Genomic DNA, 14,048 nt, shown 5'->3' with positions numbered 1-14,048 from the left:
GTCCCTTATTCCCCGAATAATTGGCCCTGGTCGCCCGGCTGTTCCGGTTCGACCGATGCAAGCAGGACGCGCAACGCGTCTTCATCCAGGATTATGACACCGAGTTGTTGCGCCTTTTCGAGCTTGCTGCCCGCGTCGGCCCCGGCCACCACGTAGCTGGTCTTCTTGGAGACGGAACCGCTGACCTTGCCGCCCGCAGCCTCGATCATCGCGGCGGCTTCATCGCGCCGCAAGCTCGGCAGCGTGCCGGTCAGCACGAAAGTCTTGCCGGCCAGGCCGCCTTCGGTCGGACGACTCGGCGCCGGCTCTGTTTCCGGCCAGCGCATCTCCCGGCGCAGCGCGGCGATGACGTCCCGGTTGTGCGCTTCGGCAAAGAACTCGGCGATGCAGCGCGCCACCACCGGCCCCACGTCCGGCACCGCCAGCAGCGCGGCCTCGTCGGCGGCCAGAAGAGCTTCGAGCCCGCCAAAATGGCGGGCCAGGTCCTTGGCGGTGGTTTCGCCAACATTGCGGATGCCCAGCGCGAAGATGAAGCGCGCCAGCGTGGTCTCGCGGCTGGCGTCGATGGCCTGCACCAGGTTGGCGGCGGACTTCTCGCCCATCCGCTCCAGCCCCGCCAGCACCTCGGCATTCACCCGGCCGGCGTCGTAAAGATCCGCCGGCGTCTTGACGATGCCGGCCTCGACCAGCTGATTGACGATCTGCTCGCCAAGCCCGTCGATATCCACCGCCCGCCGGCCCGCGAAATGCAGCAGCGCCTGCTTGCACTGGGCCGGGCAGAACAGTCCGCCGGTACACCGTGCCACTGCTTCGTCCTCGCCGCGCACCACGTGGGAGCCGCATTCCGGGCAGGTCGGGTAGGACTTGAGGAGGTCGAAGCGCTCCAGCTCGCCTTCGCGCCGCTCAATGATCGGGCCGACGACTTCCGGGATCACGTCACCCGCGCGACGCACGATGACCCAGTCACCGATACGCACATCCTTGCGGTCGATCTCGCCCTGGTTGTGCAGCGTCGCGTTGGTGACCGTCACCCCGCCGACGAACACCGGCTCCAGCCGCGCCACCGGCGTCAGCGCGCCAGTCCGCCCCACCTGCACGTCGATGCCGATGAGGCGCGTCGCCACTTCCTGGGCCGGATACTTGTGCGCCACCGCCCAGCGCGGCTCGCGGGACACGAAGCCGAGCTCCAGTTGGCGGGCGATGCTGTCCACCTTGTAAACCACGCCGTCGATGTCGAAGGGTAGGCGCTCGCGCTGCGCCGCCATCTCGGTGTGGAAACGGGCCAGCGCCTCCGGCCCCTCGGCGCGGGTGCGGTGCTCGCAGACCGGCAGGCCAAAGGCCGCCAGCGCATCGAGCACGCCGCTGTGGGTATCCGGCTGCGCCCAGCCCTGCACGTCACCAAGGCCATAGGCGAAAAAGGACAAGGGCCGCTGCGCCGTGATGCTCGGGTCGAGCTGACGCAGGCTGCCCGCCGCCGCGTTGCGCGGATTGACGAAGACCTTCTGCCCTGCTGCTTCCTGGCGGGCATTGAAGTGTTCGAATTCGTCGCGGCGCATGTAAATCTCGCCGCGCACCTCCAGCACCGGCGGCACTTCGCCCTTGAGGCGCAGCGGAATCTGGCGGACGGTGCGCACGTTGCGCGTCACATCCTCGCCGGTGCTGCCGTCGCCGCGCGTGGCCGCCTGGACCAGCACGCCGTCTTCATAACGCAGGCTGATTGCGAGACCGTCGAACTTGAGTTCCGCCGCATAGACGACCGGCGGCGCCTGCTCGTCGAGGCCCAGCGCCCGGCGCACGCGCTGGTCGAAATTGACCGCGCCCTGGTCGGTGGTGTCGGTCTCGGTGCGGATCGACAGCATCGGCACCACGTGGGCCACCGAGGCCAGCTCGGACGATGGCTGACCGCCGACGCGCTGGGTCGGCGAGTCCGGCGTCAGCAGTTCGGGGTTGGCTGCCTCCAGTTCCTGCAGTTCGCGGAACAGGCGGTCGTACTCGGCGTCCGGTACGGTCGGCGCGTCGAGCACATAGTAGGCATGTTCATGGCGTTCCAGTTCGGCGCGCAGCGCCGCCGCCCGGGCACGGGTTTCCTGACTGACAGTCATCCGCCCTCCGCTCAGGAAAACAGGCGCTGCGCCAGCGGCGAGCCCGGCGCGATGTCGCACTCGGCCATCTGCCCCTGGAACTGTTCGATCTGGGCCCGGATCAGCCCGACGGCCTTCTCGCCGAAAGGATTGCGGTTGTCGTCGACGACCGCCCCGTTGAGAGCCTCGGCCAGTTGCTGGGCAAAGCCCATCATGCGCTCAAAAACCCGTACACCATCGGCTACCCGCGGCACGTCCAGGGTCAGCGTGACGCCCTTTGTATTCAGGCCACGCATTTCCTCCGCCGCAAACAGCACCGGCTCCAGGTTGCCGAGCACGAACTGGCTGTTGCCCAGCTCGTCACGGGCATGGAAGCAACCGTCGCCGAGCAGCTCCAGCCCAGCGGCTTCTGCCAGCCCGCGCAGCTTGGTACCGGCAAAAGCTTGACTGCGGGCGACCACGTTGACGCCGATCTGGATGTCGACACCAGCACAGAAGCGGTCCAGCTCCGCGGCCCGGGCCAGCGCCTCGTTGCGGGCGGGCAGCGACGGGATGGCCATGAAGATGTCGCACATGCGCTGCAGGCTGTCGGACAGATGCACAAGATCGCCCTCGCCCGCCGGGCCGCGGCGGTCCACCAGCTGCAGCGCCGCGCAGACCCAGTGATAGGTGCCGGCGCTATGGGCATTCACTGGCTCCCAGCGGTTGGCGGTATCGGAAAAACCGAACCAGCGCACCGGCTTGGCGATGTCGCCGCACTGCTGCGTCGCGGCCTGCCACAGACGGGCGGCAACCAGCGGCTCGATGGACTCGATGCGGATCACCCAGTCGGCCCGCTCATCCACCTCGGGCGGCAGCAGCGGCGGCACCCGCCGCGCGCTGGCGTCCTTGACCGCTTGGGCGCTCGGCACCGCACGCGCCTGCTGCTCGGCGCCGATCACCGGCTCGACCCGCTCGGCGCCAGTCCCTGTCGGCAACTCGCTGAGCACGGGCTCCTGCACGCTGGCGGTGGCCTGCTCCGTCTGCTTGCGGTGCTTGCGTTCCTGCCACTTGTTGAACGCGAAGATGCCGATCACTACGGCACCACCAGCACCCACCAGACCCATCTGCAATTCGTTGATTGCCATCGATTTCCCTTGTATTCCGGATTACGCCGCGGCCGTTTCGGCCAGGCGCAGCGCTTCCTCGATATCCACTTCCACCACCCGCGACACACCTTGCTCCTGCATCGTGACACCCACCAGCTGCTGTGCGATTTCCATCGTGATCTTGCTGTGACTGATGAATATGAACTGGGTCTGCGACGACATGCGCTTGACCATCTGGCAGTAACGCTCGGTGTTCGAGTCGTCGAGTGGCGCGTCGACCTCATCCAGCATGCAGAATGGCGCCGGATTGAGCTGGAACATGGAAAACACCAGCGCAATCGCCGTCAAGGCCTTTTCGCCGCCCGAAAGCAGCTGGATGGAACTGTTCTTCTTGCCCGGCGGCTGGGCGACAATCGTGATCCCCGCATCGAGGATCTCGTCGCCGGTCAGCACCAAGCGGGCCTCGCCCCCACCGAAAAGCATGGGGAACAGGCTGCCGAAATGGCGATTGACCGTATTGTACGTCTCTTGGAGTTGCTCCCGTGTTTCCCGGTCGATACGGCGGATAGCATCCTCCAGGGTTTCGATGGCGCCGAGCAAGTCCTCTGTCTGCATGTCGAGGTAATTCTTGCGCTCTGACGCGGCCTTCAGCTCGTCCAGCGCGGCCAGATTGACCGGCCCGAGCTCGGTGATTTCCCGCCCCAGACGGGCCACTTCCCGCTGCAGCGAGGTCTCCTTCAGGTCCGGCACCAGCAACGGCAGCAGCGCGGCTTCGTCGGCCTGGGCTTCCTCCAGGCGCGCAGCGTGCTGGGCTTCGGCCATCTCCGCGGCCTGCACGCGCAGGCGCAGGTCGGCGACGCGTTCGCGCTGGGGCGCTGCCCCATGCTCGGTGCGCTGGCGCTCCTCCTCCAGTGCCCGCAGGCGTCCGTTGGCGTCCTCGAGGATGTTGCGGCTCTCCGCCAGCGCGGACTCCCGCGCCGAGCGCAGGGCCACGGCCTCCTGCAGGGCCGCAGCCACCGAAACCTCGTCGATCTCCAACAGCGTCTCGCGCCGCTCCGCCAGCTCGTCAGCGATGCGTTCGAGTTGCTCGGCAGCCAGTGCCCGGTTACGGGCGATGTCTTCGAGCTTGCTGGCGCACTCCCGCTCGGAATGGCGGGCCTCCTGCAACTCCCGCGACAGCGCCTGCTCCAGCGCACGGGTCTCCCGCAGCGAACGTTCCCGTTCCTGCCGCACGGCCTCCGCCGCATCCAGGCGGCCCCGCTGCAGTTCGGCCATTTCCCGGCTGCGCTCCAGCTCGGTCTCGGCGCGCATCAGGCGGTCCCGCTCGGCCTGCTCACTATGGGCGATCTCGCCGAGGTCGCGGTCGATCTGCCCGCAGCGCTCCTCGTAGCGCAGACGCGCCTGGTTGAGCTTGAGCACTTCAACCTGCTCGGCATGCACGCGGGCCTGCAAGGCCTGGGCCTCGCGCCGCAGCTGAGTCAGGGAGTCCTGCAGGCGGGTGGCGTGCTCTTCCGCTTCGCCGACGCCGGCGTGGGCCATCGATGCCTCTTCCTGGGCGGAATCGACTTCCGCCGCCAGTTGGTCGATCTCCCGCTGGCGTTCGATCACCCCATGGGTGCGGGAATCGGGCGCGTAGTGGCTGAGGACGCAGCTATCCAGCTGGTGCCCTTCCTTGGTCAGCAACCGCAGGCCTTGCAGTTCCGCGCGACGCTCCAGCCACGGCCCGAGATCGTCCACGACGAAGACCTGCGCGAGCCAGCTGGTGAGCAGGGGCAACAACTCGTCGTCGGCCTGCACGAGGGACAGCAACGGGCGGGCGCCATCCGGCGCATGGCCGGGCGCAACGGGTTCCCGCACCGAGTCGGCGAGCAGGAAGGCCACCGCGCCCGGCACCCGGTCGGCTAGCGCCGCCAGCGCGGCGCGGCCGTCGGACGCCGGCAGAGCCGCCAGGCGCTCGCGCAATACCGCCTCGAGCGCCAGCTCCCAGCCGGCTTCGACACGGATGCGCTGCCACAGGGGCTTGAGCGCCTCCAGGCCATGGCGCTTGAGCCAGTCGCCCAGTTGGCCCTGGGCCTGCACCTTGTTCTGCAACTGGACCAGTGCTTCGCGCCGCGCCCGCAATTCGGTCGCCCGACGCTGGGCCTGGCGTTCGGCCTCCACCGCCTGCTTGAGGGCCTGCTGGGCGGCAGGCAGGCAGGCCTGCAGATCGGCAATTTCGCCCTGGTGGCGGGCCAGGGTGTCCTCAGCCTCTTCCAGCGCCGCTTCTCTTTCGGCCACGGCACGCAGGTCCGGCGCCTGCACGGAGGCCTGCTCCTGCTGCAGGCGCGCCCGACGCTGGGTCAGGGTTTCGAGGGTCCGTTCGCTGCTGACCCGGTGCGCCTCTTCGACGCGGATCTGCTGCTCGGCCTGGTTGAGTTCGCGCCGCACCGCGGATGCCGTGGTATCGGCGGTGCGCTGGGCCTCCTCGGCCTCCGGCAGACGCTCTTCGACTTCCGCGTGCCGCGCCTCGGCCTGTTCGGCGCGCAGGCTGGCGTTTTCGAGCAGGCTCTGCCAGCGCTCAGCATCTGCGCCCAGGTTCTCTTGCTGGCTGCGCCACTGGGCATCGTCCCGCTCCAGCTGGGCCAGGCGGCTTTCCAGCAGGCGCCGGCTGTCGCGCAGGCGCGCCAGTTCGCCTTCGAGGCGGGTCAGCTCGGAACTCACCGTGAACAGCGCGCTCTGGGCCAGTTGCACGCCTTCGTTGGCCGACATCTGGCTGTCCCGTGCGGCTTCGAGCTGGGCCTCCAGTTCCTGCAGGCGGGTCGAATCCGCCTCGATGCGGCGGGTGGCGTCGGCAAGCTCCTCGCTCAGGCGGGACCGCTCAGCACGCGCCTCGTTGCGCTTGAGGAGCCACAGCAGATTCTGGCGTTCGGACAGGCTGGTATTCAGGCGGTGGTATTTCTCGGCCACCGCAGCCTGGGCTTCCAGCCGGCCGAGCTGCTGGCCGAGCTCGTTGCGGATGTCGTCCAGGCGCGCCAGGTTGTCCCGCGCGTCGGTCAGGCGACCTTCGGTCTCCTTGCGACGTTCCCGGTACTTGGTGACACCGGCGGCCTCCTCGAGAAAGCCGCGCACCTCTTCCGGGCGGGCCTCGATGATGCGCGAGATCATCCCCTGCTCGATGATGGCGTAGGCCCGCGGCCCCAGGCCGGTGCCCAGGAACAGGTCGATCACGTCCTTGCGGCGGACCTGAACGCCGTTGATGAAGTAAGTCGATTCGCCGCTGCGGTCGAGGACCCGCTTCACCGCCACTTCGGCATAGGGCTTCCACTGGCCGGCGGCGCGCCCTTCGGCGTTGTCGAAGACCAGCTCGACGCTGGCCCGCGACACCGGCTTGCGGGTCGTTGAGCCGTTGAAGATGACGTCCTGCATCGACCCACCGCGCAGCGCCGAGGCGCGCGACTCGCCGAGCACCCAGCGCACCGCATCGATGATGTTCGACTTGCCGCAACCGTTCGGCCCGACGACACCCACCAGGTTGCCCGGGGTGAGCACGGTCGTCGGGTCGACAAAGGTCTTGAAGCCGGCAAGCTTGAGTTTGGCGAGACGCACGGGATTCCAGAAAACAAGGGACAGGAGGCGGGGGCGCCGTTGATGCTGCAGTGCCGCATTAGCGGCCGCCGCTATAATACCACCGGCCCAAAACGAGGCCACAAGGGCTGACCGCTCTCCCCGTGCCGCACCGACAGCGGCCAAGCCAGGCCCCGCGCCGGCGCCATGAATGCCCGTCGAGGGCCCAAACACAGGACATCCGCCGAAAGTGAATCCGCATCTCCAGGAACTCCACCCCTATCCCTTCGAAAAGCTGCGTGCCCTGTTCGAAGGCATCGTGCCGCCGGCGGAGTACGCGCCGATCCGCCTGTCCATCGGCGAGCCCCAGCACGCCACGCCGGCCTTCATCCGCGACACGCTGATCGACAACCTCGGTGGCTTGGCCAACTACCCCACCACCCAGGGTTCCGAACAGCTGCGCCAATCCATCGCCGGCTGGCTGGAGCGCCGCTATGGCCTGCCTTCCGTGAATGCCGGCACCCAGGTGTTACCCGTCAACGGCTCCCGCGAGGCGCTGTTCGCCTTCGCCCAATGCGTCGTCGACGGCTCCAAGCCTGGTGCGCTGGTGGTCTGCCCGAACCCGTTCTACCAGATCTACGAAGGCGCGGCCTACCTCGCCGGCGCCCAGCCCTACTTCATCAACAACCTGCCGGACGACAACTTCGGGTCGAACTTCGACTCCATCCCCGAAGCCGACTGGCAGCGGATCCAGCTCGTCTACGTGTGCTCGCCCGGCAATCCGACCGGCCGCGTACTGTCGCTCGACGAGTGGAAGCGCCTATTCGAGCTGTCCGACCGCTACAACTTCGTGATCGCCGCCGACGAGTGCTACTCGGAAATCTATTTCGACGACGACAACCTTCCGATCGGCGGCCTTGAGGCCGCGCACCGCCTCGGCCGCAGCGATTTCCGCAACGTGGTGATGTTCTCCAGCCTGTCCAAGCGCTCCAACGTACCGGGCATGCGCTCCGGCTTCGTGGCCGGCGATGCGGCCATCCTCAAGCGCTTCCTGCTCTACCGCACCTACCACGGCTGCGCAATGAGCCCGTCCGTGCAAGCGGCCTCCGCCGCGGCCTGGAGCGACGAAGCCCACGTGGCCGAGAACCGCCGCCAGTACCGCGAGAAGTTCGACCGCATCACCCCGCTGATCGCGGCCCACCTGGACGTCGAACGCCCCGACGCCGGCTTCTACCTGTGGTCACGGGTGGACAAGCTGGGCCTCAGCGATACCGAATTCGCCCGCCGCCTGCAGGCCGAATATAATGTAACGGTTCTGCCCGGCAGCTATCTGGCGCGCGAAGCCCACGGCGTCAATCCCGGCGCGGGGTTTGTCCGTATCGCGCTGGTGGCCGAACTGGCAGAGTGTGTCGAGGCGGCCACCCGAGTCGCCACTTTCGCCCAACGACTTTCGAACAATTCATGACTGCATCCATTCACATCATGCCCAATCACGAAAACCCCTTCGCCACCCTCATCGAAGAGCTGTGGGAGCGCCGCGCCGACCTGTCTGCGGCCAGCGCCACCAAGGAGCAGATCGAGGTCATCGAGCACGTGATCGAGGAGCTGGACCAGGGCAAGCTGCGCGTCGCCGAAAAGATCAACGGCGAGTGGGTCACCCACCAGTGGATCAAGAAGGCCGTGCTGCTGTACTTCCGCACCCATGACAACAAGGTCATCGACAACGGCACCCGCTACTTCGACAAGGTGCCGACCAAGTTCGACAACTACGACGCCCACGACTTCGCCACCGGCGGCTTCCGCGTAGTGCCGAACGCCACCGCCCGCAAGGGCAGCTTCATCGGCAAGGGCGTCGTGCTGATGCCCTCCTACGTGAACATCGGCGCCTACGTCGACGAAGGCACCATGGTCGACACCTGGGCCACCGTCGGCTCCTGTGCCCAGATCGGCAAGAACGTGCACCTGTCCGGCGGCGTCGGCATCGGTGGCGTGCTGGAGCCCCTGCAGGCCAACCCGACCATCATCGGCGACAACTGCTTCATCGGCGCCCGCTCCGAAGTCGTCGAAGGCGTCATCGTGGAAGACAACTGCGTCATCTCCATGGGCGTGTATATCAGCCAGAGCACCAAGATCTACGACCGCGCCACCGGCGAAATCACCTATGGCCGCGTCCCCGCCGGCTCTGTGGTGGTCAGCGGCAACCTGCCCTCCGCCGATGGCAAGTACAGCCTGTACTGCGCGGTGATCGTCAAGAAGGTGGACGCCCAGACCCGCGCCAAGACCAGCATCAACGAACTGCTGCGCGACTGACCTTCCCCCCTTCACGGGCCGCCCTCCAGGGGCGGCCCTGTTCTTTTCTCGGGCCGCCCGATGATCATCGACAAGCTCTTTGCCCTGATGGCCGAAAAGAAGGCCTCGGACATCTTCATTACCGTCGGCACCCCGATCCACATCAAGATCGACGGCAACACGCTGCCGATCAACCAGCAGTCGATGGATCCGACGATGATCCACCGCATGGCCTACGAAATGATGTCGCCCGAGCAGATCGAGCGCTTCGAGAAGTACAAGGAGATGAACCTCTCCTTCGGCCGGCGGGACATGGGCAACTTCCGCATCAACATCTTCTGGCAGCGCAACAGCATCGCCATCGTCGTCCGCTACATCCTCGGCGACATTCCGCGCCTGGATAGCCTGGGTCTCCCACCGGTGCTCTCCGAAGTGATCATGGAAAAGCGCGGGCTCGTGCTGGTGGTCGGCTCCACCGGCTCCGGCAAGTCGACGACCATCGCGTCGATGATCGACTACCGCAACGAGAACCGCTCCGGTCACATCCTGACCATCGAAGACCCGATCGAATACCTGTTCAAGCACAAGATGTCGCTGGTCAACCAGCGCGAGATCGGCAGCGATACGCTGGACTGGCAGAACGCACTGCGAAGCGCGATGCGCCAGGCTCCCGACTGCATCCTGATCGGCGAAATCCGCGACCGGGAGACCATGCAGGCTGCCCTCGCCTACGCCCAGACCGGCCACCTGTGCCTGGCTACGCTGCACGCCAACAACGCCTACCATGCGCTCAACCGCATCTTCAGCTTCTTCCCACTGGACGCCCGTACCCTGCTGTCCCTCGACCTCGCCGCGACGCTGCGCTGCATCATCTCCCAGCGCCTCGTCAGACGTCCCGACGGCGGCCGCATTCCAGCGGTAGAGATCCTGCTGCACTCCCGCCAGGTAGCCGAACTGATCGAGCGCGGCGAGATCTCGGCGATCCGCGAAGCCATGGAGCAGAGCCTGGCGCAAGGCTCCCGCACCTTCGAGCAAGATCTTTTCCGCCTCTACAAAGAGAAGTGGATCACTCTTGAAGAAGCGCTGGCCAATGCTGACTCGCCGACCAACCTGTCCTGGCTGATCAACAACGCCCAAATTGGCCCCACAACAGGCAGCGGCGACAAGAACAACAACACCCGTCCGCCCTCCACCATCGACTTCGAGCGGACCGAGCCCGACGGCTCCTCGTTCCGGGAGTTCACCCTCGAACTCAACAACGACGACTAAGAACAAGATATGAACGCCCCCCAGACCACGGACCTGCCAACCCAGGCACTAACCCGTGAACTCATCGCCCGCCCATCCGTCACGCCGCAGGACTCCGGCTGCCTCGAACTCATTGCAGCCCGCCTCGCGCCCTTAGGTTTCGTCTGCGAACGCATCGACGACGGCGGCGTCAGCAACCTGTGGGCTCGCCGCGGCACACAGAGCCCACTGGTGGTCTTTGCCGGGCATACCGACGTCGTCCCCACCGGCCCGCTGGCCGAGTGGCATTCCGATCCCTTCGTGCCCACCGAACGCGACGGCTTCCTGTACGGCCGCGGCGCCGCCGACATGAAGTCATCCCTTGCTGCCTTCGTGACCGCCATCGAGGCCTTCGTCGCCGCCCACCCCGACCACGCCGGCTCGATCGCGCTGCTGCTGACCTCCGACGAGGAAGGCGACGCCACCCATGGCACCACGCTGGTCGTCGAGACCCTCCGGGCTCGCGGCGAGACACTCGATTTCTGCATCGTCGGCGAACCGACCTCCGTCGACACCCTTGGCGACACCATCAAGAACGGCCGCCGCGGCAGCCTGTCCGGCAAGCTGACCGTGAAGGGCGTGCAGGGCCACATTGCCTACCCGCACCTGGCGAAGAACCCCATCCACCTGGCCGCCCCGGCCCTCGCCGAACTGGCGTCCGTCACCTGGGACGAAGGCAACGAGTACTTCCCGCCCACGTCCTGGCAGATGTCCAACATCAAGGCCGGCACCGGCGCCACCAACGTGATTCCCGGCGCGCTGGAAGTGCTGTTCAACTTCCGCTTCGCCACCGTGCATACCGCCGACGACCTGAAGGCCAGGGTCCATGCGATCCTCGACAGCCACGGCCTCGACTACGACCTGGCCTGGACCCTCGGCGGCAAGCCCTTCCTGACGCCCCGCGGCAGCTTGGTGACGGCCCTGTCCGGCGCTATCCGCGACACCGTCGGCCTGGAAACCGAACTGTCCACCACCGGCGGCACCTCCGACGGCCGCTTCATCGCCGACATCTGCCCGCAGGTCGTCGAATTCGGCCCGGTGAACGCCACTATCCACAAGCTCAATGAGTGCATCGCGGTGGACGCCATCGAGCCCCTGTCCGCAATCTACCGCCGCACCCTCGAAAACCTGCTGACTGCATCGGAACCGGCATGACCCACCACGACGAACACGACCACGCGCATGAACACGATCACGAGGACGAGCATGAACACGAGCACGGCCCGCTGGCCGAACTCGTCACCGTGCGCGACTGGATTCGTTACGGCGTCACCCGTTTCAACCGGGCCGGCTGCTTCTACGGCCACGGCCTGCAGGACGCCTACGACGAAGCCGTCTATCTGATCCTGCACACCCTCGCGCTGCCCCTCGACCGCCTCGACCCCTTCCTCGACGCCTGCATCCCCAGCGACGAGCGGGTAGAGATTTTCGAAGTCATCGAGAAGCGTGCGACCGAACGCCTGCCCGCCGCCTACATCACCGGCGAAGCCTGGCTCGGGGATTTCCGCTTCAAGGTGGACCAGCGTGTCATCATTCCGCGCTCCTATTTTGCCGAACTGCTGCACGACGGCTTCAGCCCGTGGATCGCCGATCCGGAAGCGGTTACCTCGGCGATGGACATGTGCACCGGCTCCGGCTGCCTGGCCATCCTGATGGCCCACGCCTTCCCGAACGCCGAGATCGTCGCGGTGGACATCTCCCAGGACGCCCTCGACGTGGCAGCCGAGAACATCGCCGCCTATGGCCTGGAGGACCGCATCAAGCTGGTGCTGTCGGACGGCTTCACGGCGGTTCCCGAGCAGAAGTTCGATTTCATCCTCAGCAACCCACCCTACGTCACGCAGGAATCCATGGACAGCCTGCCGGCCGAATACCTGCACGAGCCTGGACTGGCCCTTGGCTCCGGTGAGGACGGCCTCGACCTCGTCCGCAAGCTGCTGGCCGACGCGCCCCGTTTTCTGGCTCCGCATGGCCTCCTCGCCATCGAAGTCGGCCACAACCGACACATCGTCGACGAAGCCTTCCCCAACCTCGCCCCGACGTGGGTTTCCGCCCCCGGTGGCGACGACAAGATTTTTGTCCTCGAAGCCGGTCAACTATCGTTAAAGTGATTTCCAGCGAGAAATCGGTCAACCTATTCCTGCTCCTGCCGTACTTATGATCATGTGCGGGGTTGGCCCCTTACGGCTCCAGCCCCACCCAACAGAAAGACAAACACAAGAACATAAAGGCAGGATCAAGGAGTCTCTATGGCGACCGATCGCCCGATTCTTCTCGTCGAGGACAATCCCGATGACGAGGCCCTGACGCTGAGGGCATTCAGCAAGAACAAGATCAGCAACCAGGTGGTGGTCGCCAGGGATGGGGTCGAAGCGCTGGATTACCTGTTCTGCACGGGGCTTCATGCGGCACGCGACCCGCTGCTGATGCCGGCCTTCGTGCTTCTCGACCTCAAGCTGCCGCGCATCGACGGGCTTGAAGTGCTGCGCCGCATCCGCGCGGACGAGCGCACCGCACTCCTGCCGGTGGTCGTACTGACCACTTCGAAGGAGCATCAGGACATCTCCGAGGCCTACCGCCTCGGTGCCAACAGCTACATCCGCAAACCGGTGGATTTCGAGCGCTTCCTCCAGGCCGTCGGGCAGCTTGGTTTGTACTGGCTGTCGCTCAACGAACCGTCGGAACCGACGACGCCTTAGGCGCCCGGCCCTGCACTAACCCAGCAGCGCCTCGATATCCGGCACAAGATCGGCAGGCGTTGTCGTCGGCGCGTAGCGCCTGAACGGCACACCGGCCTTGTCCACGAGAAACTTGGTGAAATTCCACTTGATCGGCTGGGTCCCGAGCACGCCGGGCAGCGTGGTGGTCAGAAAGCGGAACAGCGGATCGGCGGCTTCGCCATTCACATCCACCTTCTCGCTCAGGGGAAAGCTCACGCCGTAGTTGCGCTCGCAGAACTGCGCTATGTCCGGCGCGTTGCCGGGCTCCTGGGCGCCAAACTGGTTGCACGGAAAACCGAGCACTACCAACCCACGCCCGGCATAGGTTTCATGCAGCTGCTGCAGGCCTGCGTATTGAGGCGTGAAGCCGCAGCGGCTGGCGGTGTTGACGATCAACACCACCTTGCCGGCGAAATCCGCCAGCGAAAGCGGCGCCGCGCCGTCCAGGCTCCGGAACTCGAAACTGTAGATGGTGGCCGGCGCCGCGGCAGTCACTCGGACTCCTCGATCCAGGCCTGCTGAATCGCTTCCAGCACGCGCTCGCCGCAGTGCTTGGGATCGTCATTGAACTCCGGCAAGGCCATGACCCAGCGCATCAGGTCCACGAAATTGATCCGCGTCGGATCAGTGTCGGGATGCGTGTCGGCAAGCTGGATGGCGATTTCCTGCACATCGGTCCATTTCATCAGTGCTTGCCCTCCCGCGCCATGTTGATGGAGTACTTGGGAATTTCCACCGTCAGCGGCGTTTCGCCGACGATGGCCTGGCAGGACAGGCGCGACGTCGGCTCCAGGCCCCAAGCCTTGTCCAGCAAATCCTCTTCCAGTTCCTCGGCCGGCTCCAGGCTGTTGAAGCCATCACGCACGACCACGTGGCAGGTCGTGCAGGCGCAGGACTTCTCGCAGGCATGTTCGATCTCGATGCCATTGGCGAGCAAGCTGTCGCAAATGCTCTGGCCGGGTTCGGCCTCAATGACAGCCCCTTCCGGGCAGAGTTCCACATGGGGCAGCACAATCAATGTCGTCATGGTTCTTTTCCGT

General features: G+C 66.0%; 12 protein-coding genes. 6 read left to right on the top strand and 6 right to left on the bottom strand.

Features of this window, described 5'->3' with window-relative positions; genetic code table 11:
- Positions 1–5: 5 nt before the first annotated feature.
- The 3 genes from ligA to smc are packed head-to-tail and all read right to left on the bottom strand — an operon-like array spanning position 6 to position 6,754.
- On the bottom strand, positions 6–2,102 hold the full coding sequence (gene ligA, locus AC1PQG_RS08325; protein ID WP_481122126.1) for an NAD-dependent DNA ligase LigA: 2,097 nt from the start codon (positions 2,100–2,102) through the stop codon (positions 6–8).
- Between the two features lie 11 nt (positions 2,103–2,113).
- Positions 2,114–3,208 carry a cell division protein ZipA gene (locus AC1PQG_RS08320; RefSeq protein WP_481122125.1) on the bottom strand — a complete coding sequence of 365 codons (1,095 nt, stop codon included), beginning with the start codon at positions 3,206–3,208 and terminating at the stop codon, positions 2,114–2,116.
- 21 nt (positions 3,209–3,229) lie between these two features.
- Positions 3,230–6,754 (bottom strand): chromosome segregation protein SMC, encoded by a 3,525-nt coding sequence (gene smc, locus AC1PQG_RS08315; protein ID WP_481122124.1) that lies wholly within the window; start codon positions 6,752–6,754, stop codon positions 3,230–3,232.
- A gap of 208 nt (positions 6,755–6,962) precedes the next feature.
- Between smc and dapC the strand changes: the two genes are divergently transcribed.
- The 6 genes from dapC to AC1PQG_RS08285 all read left to right on the top strand — a co-directional run bounded on the left by dapC (position 6,963) and on the right by AC1PQG_RS08285 (position 12,987).
- Positions 6,963–8,177, top strand: a complete 1,215-nt coding sequence (dapC, locus tag AC1PQG_RS08310; protein WP_481122123.1) for a succinyldiaminopimelate transaminase — start codon at positions 6,963–6,965, stop codon at positions 8,175–8,177.
- 17 nt (positions 8,178–8,194) lie between these two features.
- Positions 8,195–9,022: a 2,3,4,5-tetrahydropyridine-2,6-dicarboxylate N-succinyltransferase gene (dapD, locus tag AC1PQG_RS08305; RefSeq protein WP_481122984.1), complete on the top strand. Its 828-nt coding sequence runs from the start codon at positions 8,195–8,197 to the stop codon at positions 9,020–9,022.
- Positions 9,023–9,082: 60 nt separating this feature from the next.
- On the top strand, positions 9,083–10,270 hold the full coding sequence (locus AC1PQG_RS08300) for a PilT/PilU family type 4a pilus ATPase (RefSeq protein ID WP_481122122.1): 1,188 nt from the start codon (positions 9,083–9,085) through the stop codon (positions 10,268–10,270).
- 9 nt (positions 10,271–10,279) lie between these two features.
- The gene (dapE, locus tag AC1PQG_RS08295) at positions 10,280–11,443 is read left to right on the top strand and encodes a succinyl-diaminopimelate desuccinylase (protein ID WP_481122121.1); all 1,164 of its coding nucleotides are present in this window, start codon (positions 10,280–10,282) and stop codon (positions 11,441–11,443) included.
- Entirely contained in the window at positions 11,440–12,399 is a 960-nt protein-coding gene (gene prmB, locus AC1PQG_RS08290) for a 50S ribosomal protein L3 N(5)-glutamine methyltransferase (protein WP_481122120.1), read from the top strand. Before dapE ends, prmB begins: the two co-directional genes overlap by 4 nt.
- A gap of 138 nt (positions 12,400–12,537) precedes the next feature.
- Entirely contained in the window at positions 12,538–12,987 is a 450-nt protein-coding gene (locus AC1PQG_RS08285) for a response regulator (protein ID WP_481122119.1), read from the top strand.
- A gap of 15 nt (positions 12,988–13,002) precedes the next feature.
- On the opposite strand, the gene AC1PQG_RS08280 is transcribed toward AC1PQG_RS08285, so the two are convergent.
- Genes AC1PQG_RS08280 through fdx form a run of 3 tightly spaced genes read right to left on the bottom strand, consistent with a single transcriptional unit; the run spans position 13,003 to position 14,035 of the window.
- Positions 13,003–13,503 carry a glutathione peroxidase gene (locus AC1PQG_RS08280; RefSeq protein WP_481122118.1) on the bottom strand — a complete coding sequence of 167 codons (501 nt, stop codon included), beginning with the start codon at positions 13,501–13,503 and terminating at the stop codon, positions 13,003–13,005.
- Positions 13,500–13,694 (bottom strand): Fe-S cluster assembly protein IscX, encoded by a 195-nt coding sequence (gene iscX / locus AC1PQG_RS08275; protein WP_481122117.1) that lies wholly within the window; start codon positions 13,692–13,694, stop codon positions 13,500–13,502. Before iscX ends, AC1PQG_RS08280 begins: the two co-directional genes overlap by 4 nt.
- Positions 13,694–14,035, bottom strand: a complete 342-nt coding sequence (fdx, locus tag AC1PQG_RS08270; RefSeq protein WP_079433529.1) for an ISC system 2Fe-2S type ferredoxin — start codon at positions 14,033–14,035, stop codon at positions 13,694–13,696. The genes iscX and fdx overlap by 1 nt, the downstream gene beginning before the upstream one ends.
- Between the last annotated feature and the right edge of the window lie 13 nt (positions 14,036–14,048).

The organism is Zoogloea sp. GDB6 (assembly GCF_056724105.1).
This window is presented reverse-complemented; position numbering and strand designations above follow the sequence as displayed.